This is a genomic window from Paenibacillus sp. JZ16 (genome assembly GCF_015326965.1).
In the GTDB taxonomy this organism is placed as follows: Bacteria; Bacillota; Bacilli; order Paenibacillales; family Paenibacillaceae; genus Paenibacillus_AQ.
The window spans coordinates 3,184,314-3,197,554 of sequence record NZ_CP017659.1; the positions used below are offsets into that span (position 1 = coordinate 3,184,314).

Sequence of the window (13,241 nt, forward strand, 5' to 3'; positions counted from 1 at the left end):
TCCTACGCTCCCTTCACCGCTTACGCAGCAGGTTCGCTTCCGCTTCGGAAAGCTGTGTATAATTGGGTACCAGTGTATGCAGATCATCCGTTTCTCCGGCGAGCAGCCTCGCTGCGCCCAAGTACCCCATCCAGCGGCCTTCGAGCGAGTACGGATGAATATGCAGCCGTTCTCCGAACCCCGGCTCAAGCCTGCGGGCGGTTTCGGCATGGAGTTCCACTTCCCCAATAAACCAAAGGCAGACCGGGCGTTCCTCTTCAGGCAGCTTGCTGATGCGTTCCTTAATGGCTTCCACCCAGGATTGCATCAGGCGAATACCGTCTGCCTCCAGACGTATCGGCGCACTCTCCTTGCTCTCTGAATCGGCAGCGAATAATGCCGTGTACACCTGTCCCCGTCTTGCATCCAGCAGCGGAATGATCCAGTGGACTCCCGCCTTTGGCTCGGCTTCGTTCCATCCGGACTTCAGGCCTCCCCATGCAAGGGCATGCAGGCTGGATACCCCGACAACCGGGATGTGATTAGCCCATGCCAATGTTTTGGCAGCCGTTACCGCAATCCGGATCCCTGTATAAGATCCCGGCCCTACTCCCACGGCAATGCCGTCCATCTGGTCCATGCCGAGGCCTGCTTCAGCAAGCGCCTGTGCCATCACCGGATGCAGATGCACCGAGTGATTGCGGTCTGCGTTCGTGTTCACTTCCGACAGCAGCTTGTCCTGCTCCATCACGGATACCGCCAGCGATGCCGTAGACGTATCCAGCGCCAAAAACCGCTGCTGCGGCTTCGTGTCATTGTTGTTCATTCCAGCTACCCCATTTTTCATTCAAATCCCGGCACCACTCGCCATAGGGCTCGCCCTGGCTTGAAAGTGTGATGGTCCGGTGCGTTTCGCCTGTCGTTTCAAGCTGGATATGCAGATACCGCTCAGGCAACAGCTCAGTGATCAGACTGCTCCATTCCACGAGACAAACCCCTTCACCAAAAAAATACTCATCCAGCCCGAGCTCATCCGCTTCATCGACCGACAAACGGTACACATCCATATGGTAGAGCGGCAGACGCCCCTCATATTCTTTAATAATCGTAAATGTCGGGCTATTCACAACCCCGTTCACACCAAGGTGCTGTGCAAATTGTTTGGAGAATGCCGTTTTTCCTGCCCCAAGATCCCCGTCCAGTCCGATGACAGTCCCTGGCTCCGCTCTAGCGGCCAGCCAAGCAGCAAGCTGCTCCGTCTCCTCCAGACTGCTTGAAATCATTCGAAACTGGCCCTCCGTACGGCCATTGTTCACTGATAACCCACCCTTTACTTAGTTTGCCCATATCTCAAAATACTTGATCTTCATTATATCGGTCCTCCCAACCTGCTGCAAGAACATGAGTTTTTACCTTCATAACTCAATTAAGAAAAGAAACGTCAAACCAGGTTGCAAACACTGACACTACGTAGTCAAAGATTAAGCATTATAGTTAAACCATAACGATGATAAAAAGATTTGAGGAGGATTATAATGAACCCCACGAATGTATCGAATACAGCCCCATATTCAGAAGAAACCATACTTCCATTTCGCATTCAAATTCCAGAGTCGGACCTGCTTGACCTTAAGGAACGTTTGACCCGCACTCGCTGGCCTGATGACCTGGAGGATCATCACTGGGAATATGGCACACCGCTGTCTTACCTGAAAGAGTTATCCACCTATTGGAAGGATGTTTACGATTGGCGTAAATATGAAACCATGTTGAATCAATTCCCTCAATATACGACCACCATCGATGGGCAAAACATTCACTTCCTGCATGTTCGCTCCCCTGAGCCTGATGCGATTCCTCTAATCATAACCCATGGCTGGCCCGGATCGATTGTGGAGTTTACCCGCATGATTGAACCGCTCACCAATCCCGGCAAGTACGGTGGAAATCCGTCCGATGCATTTCATCTCGTAATCCCGTCCCTCCCAGGCTTCGGCTTTTCCGGGCACACCACCGAACGCGGATGGAATATCGAGCGTGTCGCTAAAGCGTGGGATGAATTAATGCGCCGCCTGGGCTATGAACGATATGGAGCACAGGGGGGAGATACCGGGAGCATGGTTTCAGCGGAACTTGGCCGGATCGCTGCAGAGCGAATCGTTGGCGTACATTGTAACGGTCTGTCGGTGTTTCCAACCGGGGATCCGGCTGAAAGCGACAACCTTACGGCTGTAGAAAAACTTCGCTATGATGAATTAGCCGGTGGCGGATTTGAAGGGTCCGGATATGCCATCCTTCAGGCGACCAGACCCCAGACGCTTTCCTACGGCTTAACGGATTCCCCTGTTGGGCAGCTTGCATGGATAGTAGAGAAGTTTAAGGAATGGACCGATCCAACGGCCGATCTTCCTGAGGATGCGGTAGACCTTGAGCTCCTTCTTACGAATGTCTCGATCTATTGGCTGACAGCAACGGCAGGCTCCTCCGCAAGAATTTATAAAGAAAGCTCGAACAATTGGGGAGCGCCGGCACCATATTCCTCCGTGCCCACCGGCGTGGCGGTCTTTCCCAAAGACCTCTCCATTCGCAGTATGGTCGAGCAGCAGTACCATGTCGTCCATTGGTCAGAGTTCGACCGCGGCGGCCATTTCGCCGCATTGGAAGCTCCCGATCTGCTGACTGAAGATATCCGGTTATTTTTCAGAGAGATTCGTTAACGACAGGGTCAACACAAACACACCTTATCCGGGTTCCAACATACGGAGTCCCGAGTAAGGTGTATTTTTTCGTGTTTATTAAACAGTTTCCCGGAATTCTAGAGGCCCTGCAATAATAAGCTATTCGCCTTCTTTTAGCCGGTCTACGTCTACAGTCAGCGTATTGGTCGGACGAGAGCCGACCTGGACGGTGGCCATTCCGTTCTGCTGATCCACATGCTCGATCCACACGGACTCCCCTTCAAGATTGACCTTGTAAATATCCTTGGAGTTGAAAATCTCTACGGCGCGCTGTATCTCCATACGTTTAATCCTCCTTCTCCCTATTTCTTGGCGATTCGTCCACGATGTCCATCGTATCGGTTGTGGAAGGGCCGATCAGCCCATTATCTATGGTGACATTGCCTCCGCCAAGGCCTTCGTTGATCATCCGGTCAATATCGAACATCGTAGATTCGCGAGAGATCTCGCTCTCCTCCGAGGTCAGGTTGTTCCAATCCACCATGTCCCCGTTCACCGATTCTGCAGCGGAATGGTCCGAGGCTCTGTCCTTCTGTATCTCTTCCGACGTTTGGGTTTCTCTAGGCTCCGTCATGACGAAAATCACCTCCTTATACAGGCAGCATTCAACGTCAATATGCCACAAACAGGTTCTAATTATGCAATCCTGAGCTATAACTCATACTAGAGTCTTTTTTTGGGCACACTGATAGAGGTAGTACAAAAAGTCCGCTTTTGATCACGAAGCAAATCAGGAAGCAAGCAGCTCGGCATCGAATCTTGAATTCAGCCGGGCCTTCCGGTGCTCACGTACCCAAAATGTACGCTCCGCTTCTCAGTCCCTATCTTCATCCAACCTTCTCGGTGCTGAAAACCGACCTTTTTGAACACGCACTGATAGAGGTAGTACAAAAAGTCATAGTACTCGTTATTACGTTTACTACACGGTCATACCCAAACATATTAGAATTTGATAGGAGGTTTCATAGAATGCATACGGTATGGAAGGGCGCGATCAGCTTTGGTCTGGTGCACGTGCCTGTCAAGATGTTCTCGGCCACGGAAGATAAGGATATTTCGATGCGGTACATCCACAAGGAGTGCGGCAGTCCGCTCTCTTACATCCGCAAATGTCCGGTATGTGAAGAGGAAGTGGCCTGGGAGGAAATTACGAAGGGATACGAGTATGAGAAGGGGAAATTCGTGCTGTTCGAAAAAGAGGAACTGGAGCAGCTGGCGGAGCAGAACAGCAAAAACATAACGATCCTGGACTTTGTGGATCTAACCGAGATTGACCCGATTTATTTTCAAAAGACGTACTACCTCTCGCCGGATCAAGCAGGCGCAAACGCATATCGGCTCCTGCTGGAAGCGATGAAGCAGTCCGGCAAAATCGGCATCGCCAAAATCGCTATTCGCTCGAAGAGCAGTCTGGCCGCGATCCGGGTGCTCGATGAATGCTTGTCGATCGAGACGATTTTCTACCCGGATGAGATCCGGCCGATCTCTCAGGTCCCGAATTTGCCTGAAAGAACCGAGGTCAACTCCAAGGAACTCGATATGGCCAAACTGCTGATTGACCAGTTGTCGACTCCCTTTGATCCTGAGAAATACACGGATGATTATCGCGAACGTCTCCTGGATCTGATCAACAGCAAAGTATCCGGTGAAGAAATCAAAATTGCCCCTGCTCGTCAGGAGACCAACGTTGTCGATCTGATGGCTGCCCTCCAGGCAAGCATCGAAGCTGTAAAGCCGATCGGAACGGATCCGGGCACCAAACCAAAGCCGCGTAAAACGACCCGGAAGACGGCAGCCAAAGAACCTGCTGCCAAGGTCAGCGGCGGAGAAGGCGATCTTGACGCACCGAAGCCGAAGCGCCGAACAACCAAATCCAAGAAATCCGACTCCACTTCCTGATTCGTATGGGACAAATGCAGAATCTGCTGCCCAAAGAGCCGATGGCACCGATCTCGACGGACCAGATCACGACGGGCGAGGATTGGGGTTATCAGCTGAAATGGGACGGCGTGCGCATACTCGCCGGAATTGACCAAAACCGCGTATCGCTATATTCCCGCAAGCTGCTCGATAAAACGTCGCTGTATCCCGAAGTCGTTCAGGCATTATCCGGCTTGCATGAACGGCGACTTCTTTTGGATGGTGAGGTTGTCTATTTTCATCCGGAGCTGGGTCGTCCCGTGTTTCAGAAGGTTCTTCAGCGGGAGCGTTCGCGTGCGATCAGCACGAACGCTCCTCTGTTTACTTATGTTCTCTTCGATGTTCTGGTGGACGGCGACCAAGACTTGCGTAAGCTGCCCTATCTTGAACGTCACCACCGCCTGAAGGAGATCGTTTCCGACACGCCGGGCCTGCTGACCGCGGATCTGTTTCTTGAAGGTGAGCATTTATGGAATTGGGCCGAAGCACGGGGATGGGAGGGCATTGTAATGAAGCGCCTCTCCTCTCCTTATCGTGAAGGCAAGAAACACCGGGATTGGTACAAGAAAAAGATTGCCGTGAACATGACAGCCACCGCCGTCGCCATGATCATCAGGGAAGGCCGTGTGGCCAGCCTTGTCATTGCCGATGACGATGGCAATTACATCGGCCGTGCTTCCCTGGGGCTTAATGAGCAGATGAAGAAGAGGCTCATGCAATATGCCGAAATGCATCGTGCTGACGCGGTATGGAGTACGCTCCATACCGACCTGAAGAAGGAGCAGCTAGCCTGGCTTAGCCAGCCGCTTTCCGTTCAGGTCACATTTCTCGAGTGGAGTCAGGATGGCATGATGCGCCATCCCAAACTCGTATCGATTGAGGGGGTGTAAACCATATGGCTCGTACCGTCAAAGGCACCCTGACGATCGAGGGGCAGGAGATTCAAATTACGAATCCAGACAAACCGCTTTGGCCGGAAGTCGGCATTACCAAAGCGATGTATCTGCAAAAGCTTGCGGCCATCTCCCCGTTCCTGCTCCGGTACTGCCGGGGCAGGCTGCTCACGACCATTCGGTATCCGCACGGAGCCGAAGGCGAATCCTTCTATCAGAAAAATGCGCCGGAGCCGCTGCCTCCTTTTGTTCAGACCTATGTGCACGAAAATATTAACTACGTGCTGCTCAACGGACTGCCGGAGCTGCTCTGGCTGGGGAACCTGGCTGCGCTTGAGTTTCACCCTTCACTGCACCTCGCAGGCAGCAATCTGCCCTGCGAATGGATGATTGATCTGGATCCCACGCTGCCGGAGGAGCCGCGCATCATGGAGGCGACTGCCATTGTAGGGGACGTACTGACCTCGTTGGGCCTGTCCTCCGTCCCGAAAACCTCAGGTGCTACCGGGGTCCAGATCATCGTTCCCATTCAGGAAGGCATTACGTTCGATGAACTTCGAACAGTAGGCCAATTCGTGGGGCAATATGTAACCGAGAAATTCCCAAAGCTGTTCACCATTGAACGGCTGAAGAAGAATCGCGGCGATAAAATCTACTTCGATTATCTTCAGCATTACAGCGGAAGGACACTCGCCGCTCCTTATACCCCGCGGGCCCGGCGGCTGGGGACCGTCTCTACGCCGCTCACTTGGGACGAGGTCCGTCAGGACGTTTCTCCCACGGAGTTTCATCTGCTGAACATCGAGGAACGATTAAGAGAGAAGGGGGACCTGCTGCAGACCCTGCCTCCTCAACCGATAGAGAACGTCATCCGACATCTGAAGCCACAAGGAAAGGCAGGATCAAAAAGGAAAGGATAGCTGCTCCACATCCGGCACAAGCTCCTCCCCGGAGACCGGTGCGGCCGGTTGCGGCAGCTTCCTTGGCTGTACAGAAACAGCTGCCAAATCTTCCGCTGAACGAAGATGATCGCGAGCGCCTTCCACCTGCGCCCCGTCCTCTTGAGAAATCCCGCTTCCGATCGTCCCGGGCCGGCTCACGCCAGCAGCAGATGCCCCCGGGGTCAGTCCATTCAGTTCACATTCGTTCAGCAGCCTGGCTGCCATCGACTTGAAGGAACGTACGTAATGCTCTTCGGCATATGCGCCCTGCGCATATAACTCACGGTAAGGCTGAACCACTTCAGGAAACTGGTGTTTCAGTGTTTCGATATACCATTTCTTCACATCGCGCGAGAGTCTCAGCAGCGAGATCATGGCAAAGGAAACGCCCCTTACCTTCGCCTGCGACAAGAGCTCCCTCAGCTCCCATTCCTTATCCGTCAAAAAGGGCAGCACAGGCGCCACAAACAAACCCGTTCTTATGCCTGCAGCCGATAATCGGTGGATCGTATCGAGCCTGCCCTCCGGATGAGGCGATGCCGGCTCCAGCTTCCGGATGATGTCCCCATTCAGCGTGTTGAGGCTCATATTGACGGATACATTCTCCATCCGTGTCAATATGTCCATATCCCTGAGCACGAGCGGAGAGCGCGTTGTAATGCTCGTGGAGATGCGGTATTTAGCTAGCAGCTTCAGGCACTCCCGCGTAATGCCCTCCTTGCTCTCGATCGGCTGATACGGATCGGTTGCCGTTCCGATCGTAACCTGTCCTATCGATCTCCGCATCGCTTCAATATCATGATCAAACTTCCTCGCAGCACTCGATAACTGCTTCTCCAGCGCTTCCGCTGCATTCGACTTCATAAAGATATGATGCTGAAACTCATCCTCCGCCCCCATGCCAATGAAGGACTGGAAAGCGCGAGCATAACAAAAGCTGCAGCCATGCCCGCACCCGCGGTACGGATTGATGGACCAATCGAAGGGCATCCTCTCTTCCTTCACTCTGTTTAAAGTCTGTTTGGTGGTTATACGTTCATATTGCGTACGAGCCATTCCTCTTCCTCCCTTCTGATCCTGTAATGCTATCTTGAATTATTTCATATTTTAACAAACATATGTTCTTATTATAAGTGGATTTTACTGGATTTACAAACCAACCCCCACCACGCTTCATGGGAACCGATTGAACTCCGTCCATTTACGATTTATAATCATTAAATATCATGTGATATATATCAACTGTTATACATAAAAATTATCTAAGGAGTTGCAGACAGTCATGGCACCTAAAACGAGGTTCACCAAACAAGATATCGTGCTAGCCGCATTTGACATTGCCAAGACCGATGGGATCGAGTCCATTACGATTCGTAAAGTAGCTGAACGTCTGGGCAGCTCCATCGCGCCGATCTATGTCAATTTCAACGATGCCGAAGAACTGATTCAACAGGTCGTCGACAAGACCTTCCAGGTAGCTAGAGGATTGATTACAGAGCAGAAGTCCGGTCAGCCCTTCCGGGATATCGGCATGGCAAGTCTCCGATTCGCCAAGGAGTACCCTGTGCTCTACCGGGATTTAATAATGAAGAACAATCCCCACACGAAGAATACCCCCGAACAAATTCGTGAGGTTATCGGGTTAATGAAGTTGGACCCGGAGCTTGCGGGATTTTCTGATCAGGAGCTGCAATCAATTTTATTGAAAATGCAAACCTTTCAGACGGGTCTTTGTGTCATGCTAGCCAATGATCTGTTCACGGAGAGCGTTGATGACGACAAGATGATCCATATGATGGATGAGGCTGCTCAAGATTTCATACGTGCCGCTCGTTTGCGGAAACAGCAAGAGAAATGAATCTGCATTAGGTGTCAATACATTTCGATCTATAGGAGGTTTACGGAGAATGGGAAGAGCCCTAGAGCAGTCGCTTCTGGATGAATGGTTGGAACGGATCGCCAATAAAAAGAATGTGTTTAGCACGGTTCTGTGCGTCGAGGACCAGGAACAATCCCTATCCCTTGTCAGCAGCGGCGGGGCAATGAAGACTGAAGACCGCTATTTCATTGCCAGCGTGACCAAATTATACGTGACAGCCGTAATCTTAAAATTACGAGCCGAGCAGCGGATTGGGCTCGATGATCCGATCGGCCAGTACCTCCCCGAAGAGATCATGGCGGGACTGCATAGGATGGAGAACAAGGATTACTCTGGAGAAATCACCGTCAAACAGTTAATGTCCAATACGTCTGGCATTCCGGACTATTTTTCTGGAAAGGTCTTCTCCGACCTCATCGCCGGGCATGATCAGGCTTGGAGTCTGGACAAAACATTGGATGAGGCTAGACGGCAACAGCCCAAATTCAAACCAGGCCAGAGAAATAAAGCCCAATATTCCGACACTAATTACCGGCTGCTTGGCCGAATGATCGAGAATATCAAGGGCGAACCCATTCAGAACGTATTCAAGGAGTATATTTTCGACAGGCTGAATCTGACACAGACGTATTTTTTTCATGATCCCGAGGATACAAGCCCCGTTCCTTTCTATTATAAGAAAAAACGTTTGGACCTTCCTCTGTATATGGCGTCAATCGGAGCGGAAGGCGGCATCGTCTCAACGGCAAGGGAAACGATGATGTTCCTGCGCTCCTTTTTTAACGGGGAACTGTTTCCGATAGGTGATCTGGATGAACTCCAGAGACAATGGAATTTTCTCTGGACACCGGGCTCCTTTTTCTATGGCACCGGCATTTCAAGACAGCCGCTATCTCCATTCAGCCTCGGACGGGGACTCATTGGTCACTGGGGTCAATCCGGCGCATTTGCCTTCCATCATCCTGAATCAGGACTCTATTTCACCGGAACCGTGAACCAGGCTGTCGGTCAATCCGCGGCTGTGCAGGTGATGACAAGAATCATACGTTATTATGGGCGGGAGAAGAAGACGCTTCACTTGACACAGACACCCCATAAACAAAAAAATGCTCCACCCGGTTAACTCTCAACGTGGGTGGAACATAGCACTTTAAAGTTATTAATGTATGGCCTTCTTCTTAAAGCGGCCGCCCTTCACATCATGGATGTTTCCGATGGCAACAAAAGCCTGGGAATCCCAATCCTCCACGATGGATTTGAGTTTCGCTTCTTCCAAACGGGTGATGACAACAAAGATAACCTTCTTGCTGTCCCCGGAATAAGCACCCTCTCCATCCAGATAGGTTACGCCGCGTCCCAAACGTTGGGTTAACGCATCACCGATCTCCTTATGCTTATCACTGATTATCCATACCGATTTGGATTGATCGATGCCTTCGATTGTAATGTCAATCAGTTTAAACGCCAGGTAATAAGCAATGAGCGAGTACATGGCATGATCCCAACCGAAAATAAATCCTGCGCTGCCCAGAATAAATACGTTAATGAACATCACGATTTCACCGACAGAGAACGGTGTCTTCTTGTTGATCAGAATGGCTACGATTTCCGTGCCGTCCAAGGAGCCGCCGGACCGGATTACAAGACCAACCCCGATCCCCAGCAGAACGCCGCCGAACACGGCCGCTAGCAGCGGATCGATGGTAATCGGATCGACGGGATGCAGAAAATAAGTTCCAATGGACATGACCACTACAGCGAACAGCGTGGATAATGCAAAAGTTTTCCCGATCTGTTTATATCCCATAAACAAAAATGGAAGGTTGAATAAGGTCAGAAATATACCGAGCGGAAAATCCGTGATATGGGAAACCATAATGGATATCCCGGTAATGCCCCCGTCAATAATTTTGTTGGGCACCAGAAAGATCTCCAGCCCTACTGCCATTAGTACCGCACCGAAAGTTAAGAACACCAGACGACGGAGAAGCTTCAAGGTGGTTGAGCCTGCTTTGGGATTCTCCGGCTTCTGCTGCTCCGCTTTCACTTGTGCAAGAATCTTCACATCACTTGACATAAATCTCCCCCGTTCAACTTATGAAAAATAAGCTAATTTATATTTATAAGTGAAACCCTTATAAATATTCTATCATATAAACAAATGCTGGACATAGAACTTTCAGGCATCTTCCTGAATTTCACTTGCTTGCCCTGCATTCTTACATATCACGTAAGATGTGAAACCTAAAGTAAGGGAGACAGCATCCTGCATAATATTTCGGCAGCTTTCTGCCATCTTCCGCGCTGACGGAACACCTCCGCATCGATAAGCCTGCTCTGTTTGAGATCCTCCTTAAAATCCGCAACCAACCGTTCGATGGGCAGCTGATCAAACAGTACGGCGGTCAGCTCGAAATTACAGAAAAAACTCCGCATATCCATATTCGCCGTACCGACCGAGCCGAGAAGCTCGTCCACAATGAGCACCTTGGCATGGATGAATCCTTTTTCATACTCGTAGAAGGTAACTCCCGCTGCCAGCAGCTCTTCCACATAGGACAAGCTCGCCATTTTCACAAAACGGGAATCGGCACGATCGGGAATAATGATTCGCACATCCACACCGCTCACCGCCGCCGTCTTCAGCGCCTCATATATTCCTTCATCCGGTATGAAATAAGGCGTGGTGATCCATATTCGTTCTTTGGCTACGGATATTGCCCCAAAGCACATCTCCTGGATGGCATTCCAGTTCAGATCCGGTCCGCTGCTCAATATTTGCACTTGCTCATCCCCGGTGCATTGATGCTCCGGGAACAGCCCGAAATCCGCAATGCGCTCTCCGGATGCGAGCTTCCAATCATGCAGAAACACATTTTGCAGGAAGTAAACCGCATCTCCCTTTACTTCCAGATGCGTGTCGCGCCAGTAGCCCATTTTCGGATATTCGCCCAAATAGTCGTCCCCGACGTTAATCCCGCCAAGAAAACCGATTATGCCGTCCACCACGACGATTTTACGGTGATTCCGGTAATTGATTCTGCGGCTGAACATCGAAACCATGGCGGGCAGGAAGAAATAGAACTCCACTCCCGATTCCTTGAACCGCCGAATGAACGTTTTCTTGAGTTTATAACTGCCAAGCCCGTCACAAACCAGGCGTACCTTGACGCCTTCTTGCGCCTTTCGGATCATGACCTCCTGAAACTTCGTGCCGATCCGGTCATGACGAAAGATATAGAACTCCACATGGATGTGGTCTTTGGCCTGTTCCATAGCACGCAGCATGGCATCGTAAGTCTCTTCTCCATCCGTCAACACGCGGCTCTGATTACAGCCTGTAATCGGACTCTCCGACAAGTGATTGAGCAGATTGAACAAACGGTCATTATGATGAAATTCAGCATTGTTCATGCCTTCCTTGTTCCAAACAACGGCGGCCCGATCCCACAGGTGTCCCCTAAGCTCCTGAAACAGTCTGGAGCCCCGCTTGCGAATCTTCAACCGCTTCTGATAGTCCCTAGCCACAAAGAAATAGAGTACAAACCCGATCAATGGGAGGCAAAATAAAATAAACAGCCAGGCCACGGCCTTGGACGGATTCCGAAACTCCAGCAACAGCACTGCAACCATCTGCAAAATAAAAGTAATAAGTGCAACCAGAAGCCACACCATACCGGCAGCCTCCTCACCATGAATAATAGTCGTATTTGAATCGATTAACTACACTACATCATTGACCAATTCCATATGTATTTATTCAATTACCCAATGGCGCACCATACTGAATAAATTCTCTTATCTAATAATTTTTGACATGTTCTTCGAAAGAATAGAATACATACTAGATAAGGAGCTGGCCAAGTCTAGCGGGTACCATGATCCATAAACGATGTATGGAAGGGAGATGCCATGAAAACCACACACCGTAAACAACGCTTAACCTTGCTGGTGCTTCGGGATGCCCAGCATTCAGTCAAACAGATCCATCTGTCCAAGCCTCTAATGATAGCGGTGCCCGCGGCCGCTATTTTGTCCATCGCCGGACTGATCGTTTCCCTGCAGATCCAGTCGGCCCAGACGATCTCGGGGCTGGAGCAGCAGCTGATGCTCAAAAACCTGGAAGCCTTAAAGATGGAAGTAACGGTTACCGACAAGGAAGAAGCCATAGAACGTCTAAACAAAGCCATCATTCAGCTGTCGGGCGAAGCAGAGCAAACGAAGGTCCAGATGGAGCGCGTTCAGCAGCTGGAGCAGGAGCTTCAGCAGTTTATTCAGAAGCACGGCAGCTTGTCAGGACAGACCTCCTCCATCACAGATGAGGATAAGCAGCATGTCGGAGGGGAATTCATTGCCGTTCATGAGAATGGAATGTTAAGTCTCGCGAAGGAGACTCAGGATGATTTTGAGGAGATTCAGCAGTTGATTTCTCGCATGGAGCAGCATATTCCGCGTACGCTGGATCAGGCTCAGGAAACCCAGGAGAAACGTGAAGGCACACCTTCTCTATGGCCGACCACCTCTAAGCGGCTGACATCGAATTTCGGTTATCGGAGCGATCCTTTTACCGGGCGTTCGGCCTATCATGCCGGCATCGATATTGCCGGTAAAACCGGCGATCCGATCTATGCCGCCGGTGCCGGTGAGGTGACGGCAGCGGAACGCGGCGGAGCTCGAGGGCTTTATATCGTCGTCAAACACCCGAATGGGCTGGAGACCTGGTACATGCATCTGGACAGTCTGGACGTGTCGGTAGGCGATCATGTCGATCAAGGTGATACCATCGGCAAGCTGGGTTCCTCCGGGCGAAGCACAGGCCCTCATCTTCATTTTCAGGTCGTCAAAAACAACCAGACGATTGACCCGTTGCCTTATCTGCAGTAACAACATT

14 protein-coding genes are annotated in these 13,241 nt (G+C 50.8%); 7 read left to right on the plus strand and 7 right to left on the minus strand.

Features of this window, described 5'->3' with window-relative positions; translation table 11 throughout:
- Nucleotides 1-13 precede the first annotated feature (13 nt).
- Both tsaB and tsaE read right to left on the minus strand, forming a co-directional pair.
- Complete coding sequence (tsaB, locus tag BJP58_RS14440; RefSeq protein WP_194544453.1) at nucleotides 14-805, minus strand: tRNA (adenosine(37)-N6)-threonylcarbamoyltransferase complex dimerization subunit type 1 TsaB; 792 nt, start codon at nucleotides 803-805, stop codon at nucleotides 14-16.
- Nucleotides 792-1,262, minus strand: coding sequence for a tRNA (adenosine(37)-N6)-threonylcarbamoyltransferase complex ATPase subunit type 1 TsaE (tsaE, locus tag BJP58_RS14445; RefSeq protein ID WP_194544948.1), 471 nt, complete (start codon nucleotides 1,260-1,262; stop codon nucleotides 792-794). Before tsaE ends, tsaB begins: the two co-directional genes overlap by 14 nt.
- 252 nt (nucleotides 1,263-1,514) lie before the next feature.
- On the opposite strand from tsaE, the gene BJP58_RS14450 reads away from it, so the two are divergent.
- Entirely contained in the window at nucleotides 1,515-2,696 is a 1,182-nt protein-coding gene (locus BJP58_RS14450; RefSeq protein ID WP_194544454.1) for an epoxide hydrolase family protein, read from the plus strand.
- Between the two features lie 120 nt (nucleotides 2,697-2,816).
- Here the strand turns inward: BJP58_RS14450 and BJP58_RS14455 are convergent, their stop codons facing one another.
- Both BJP58_RS14455 and BJP58_RS14460 read right to left on the minus strand, forming a co-directional pair.
- Complete coding sequence (locus BJP58_RS14455; protein ID WP_071222503.1) at nucleotides 2,817-2,999, minus strand: H-type small acid-soluble spore protein; 183 nt, start codon at nucleotides 2,997-2,999, stop codon at nucleotides 2,817-2,819.
- A gap of 4 nt (nucleotides 3,000-3,003) precedes the next feature.
- A complete protein-coding gene (locus tag BJP58_RS14460; RefSeq protein WP_194544455.1) occupies nucleotides 3,004-3,291 on the minus strand; it encodes a hypothetical protein in 288 nt (95 codons plus the stop codon).
- A 395-nt stretch (nucleotides 3,292-3,686) separates the two neighbouring features.
- Here BJP58_RS14460 and ku point away from each other — a divergent pair, with 395 nt between their 5' ends.
- From ku to ligD, 3 genes are read left to right on the plus strand one after another with little or no spacing between them, the layout of a single operon-like run.
- Nucleotides 3,687-4,616 carry a non-homologous end joining protein Ku gene (ku, locus tag BJP58_RS14465; protein WP_194544456.1) on the plus strand — a complete coding sequence of 310 codons (930 nt, stop codon included), beginning with the start codon at nucleotides 3,687-3,689 and terminating at the stop codon, nucleotides 4,614-4,616.
- 5 nt (nucleotides 4,617-4,621) lie between these two features.
- Nucleotides 4,622-5,527: an ATP-dependent DNA ligase gene (locus BJP58_RS14470; RefSeq protein ID WP_194544457.1), complete on the plus strand. Its 906-nt coding sequence runs from the start codon at nucleotides 4,622-4,624 to the stop codon at nucleotides 5,525-5,527.
- Between the two features lie 5 nt (nucleotides 5,528-5,532).
- Nucleotides 5,533-6,450 (plus strand): non-homologous end-joining DNA ligase, encoded by a 918-nt coding sequence (ligD, locus tag BJP58_RS14475; protein ID WP_194544458.1) that lies wholly within the window; start codon nucleotides 5,533-5,535, stop codon nucleotides 6,448-6,450.
- Here the strand turns inward: ligD and BJP58_RS14480 are convergent.
- Nucleotides 6,433-7,527: an SPL family radical SAM protein gene (locus BJP58_RS14480; RefSeq protein WP_194544459.1), complete on the minus strand. Its 1,095-nt coding sequence runs from the start codon at nucleotides 7,525-7,527 to the stop codon at nucleotides 6,433-6,435. The genes ligD and BJP58_RS14480 overlap by 18 nt on opposite strands.
- A 226-nt stretch (nucleotides 7,528-7,753) precedes the next feature.
- Between BJP58_RS14480 and BJP58_RS14485 the strand changes: the two genes are divergently transcribed.
- Complete coding sequence (locus tag BJP58_RS14485; RefSeq protein ID WP_194544460.1) at nucleotides 7,754-8,329, plus strand: TetR/AcrR family transcriptional regulator; 576 nt, start codon at nucleotides 7,754-7,756, stop codon at nucleotides 8,327-8,329.
- Nucleotides 8,330-8,378: 49 nt separating this feature from the next.
- Nucleotides 8,379-9,473 carry a serine hydrolase domain-containing protein gene (locus BJP58_RS14490; RefSeq protein WP_194544461.1) on the plus strand — a complete coding sequence of 365 codons (1,095 nt, stop codon included), beginning with the start codon at nucleotides 8,379-8,381 and terminating at the stop codon, nucleotides 9,471-9,473.
- Between the two features lie 36 nt (nucleotides 9,474-9,509).
- Here BJP58_RS14490 and BJP58_RS14495 read toward each other — a convergent pair whose 3' ends face one another.
- Both BJP58_RS14495 and cls read right to left on the minus strand, forming a co-directional pair.
- Nucleotides 9,510-10,427 carry a YitT family protein gene (locus BJP58_RS14495; protein ID WP_113061072.1) on the minus strand — a complete coding sequence of 306 codons (918 nt, stop codon included), beginning with the start codon at nucleotides 10,425-10,427 and terminating at the stop codon, nucleotides 9,510-9,512.
- A 167-nt stretch (nucleotides 10,428-10,594) separates the two neighbouring features.
- Nucleotides 10,595-12,025: a cardiolipin synthase gene (gene cls / locus BJP58_RS14500; protein ID WP_194544462.1), complete on the minus strand. Its 1,431-nt coding sequence runs from the start codon at nucleotides 12,023-12,025 to the stop codon at nucleotides 10,595-10,597.
- Nucleotides 12,026-12,262: 237 nt separating this feature from the next.
- Here cls and BJP58_RS14505 point away from each other — a divergent pair, with 237 nt between their 5' ends.
- Complete coding sequence (locus BJP58_RS14505; protein WP_194544463.1) at nucleotides 12,263-13,234, plus strand: M23 family metallopeptidase; 972 nt, start codon at nucleotides 12,263-12,265, stop codon at nucleotides 13,232-13,234.
- The last annotated feature ends 7 nt before the right edge of the window (nucleotides 13,235-13,241 follow it).

Bases quoted from the DNA above. Each gene is read 5' to 3' on its own strand.
- tsaB (WP_194544453.1), bottom strand. From the start codon at position 805: ATGAACAACAATGACACGAAGCCGCAGCAGCGGTTTTTGGCGCTGGAT.
- tsaE (WP_194544948.1), bottom strand. From the start codon at position 1,262: ATGATTTCAAGCAGTCTGGAGGAGACGGAGCAGCTTGCTGCTTGGCTG.
- BJP58_RS14450 (WP_194544454.1), top strand. From the start codon at position 1,515: ATGAACCCCACGAATGTATCGAATACAGCCCCATATTCAGAAGAAACC.
- BJP58_RS14455 (WP_071222503.1), bottom strand. From the start codon at position 2,999: ATGGAGATACAGCGCGCCGTAGAGATTTTCAACTCCAAGGATATTTAC.
- BJP58_RS14460 (WP_194544455.1), bottom strand. From the start codon at position 3,291: ATGACGGAGCCTAGAGAAACCCAAACGTCGGAAGAGATACAGAAGGAC.
- ku (WP_194544456.1), top strand. From the start codon at position 3,687: ATGCATACGGTATGGAAGGGCGCGATCAGCTTTGGTCTGGTGCACGTG.
- BJP58_RS14470 (WP_194544457.1), top strand. From the start codon at position 4,622: ATGGGACAAATGCAGAATCTGCTGCCCAAAGAGCCGATGGCACCGATC.
- ligD (WP_194544458.1), top strand. From the start codon at position 5,533: ATGGCTCGTACCGTCAAAGGCACCCTGACGATCGAGGGGCAGGAGATT.
- BJP58_RS14480 (WP_194544459.1), bottom strand. From the start codon at position 7,527: ATGGCTCGTACGCAATATGAACGTATAACCACCAAACAGACTTTAAAC.
- BJP58_RS14485 (WP_194544460.1), top strand. From the start codon at position 7,754: ATGGCACCTAAAACGAGGTTCACCAAACAAGATATCGTGCTAGCCGCA.
- BJP58_RS14490 (WP_194544461.1), top strand. From the start codon at position 8,379: ATGGGAAGAGCCCTAGAGCAGTCGCTTCTGGATGAATGGTTGGAACGG.
- BJP58_RS14495 (WP_113061072.1), bottom strand. From the start codon at position 10,427: ATGTCAAGTGATGTGAAGATTCTTGCACAAGTGAAAGCGGAGCAGCAG.
- cls (WP_194544462.1), bottom strand. From the start codon at position 12,025: ATGGTGTGGCTTCTGGTTGCACTTATTACTTTTATTTTGCAGATGGTT.
- BJP58_RS14505 (WP_194544463.1), top strand. From the start codon at position 12,263: ATGAAAACCACACACCGTAAACAACGCTTAACCTTGCTGGTGCTTCGG.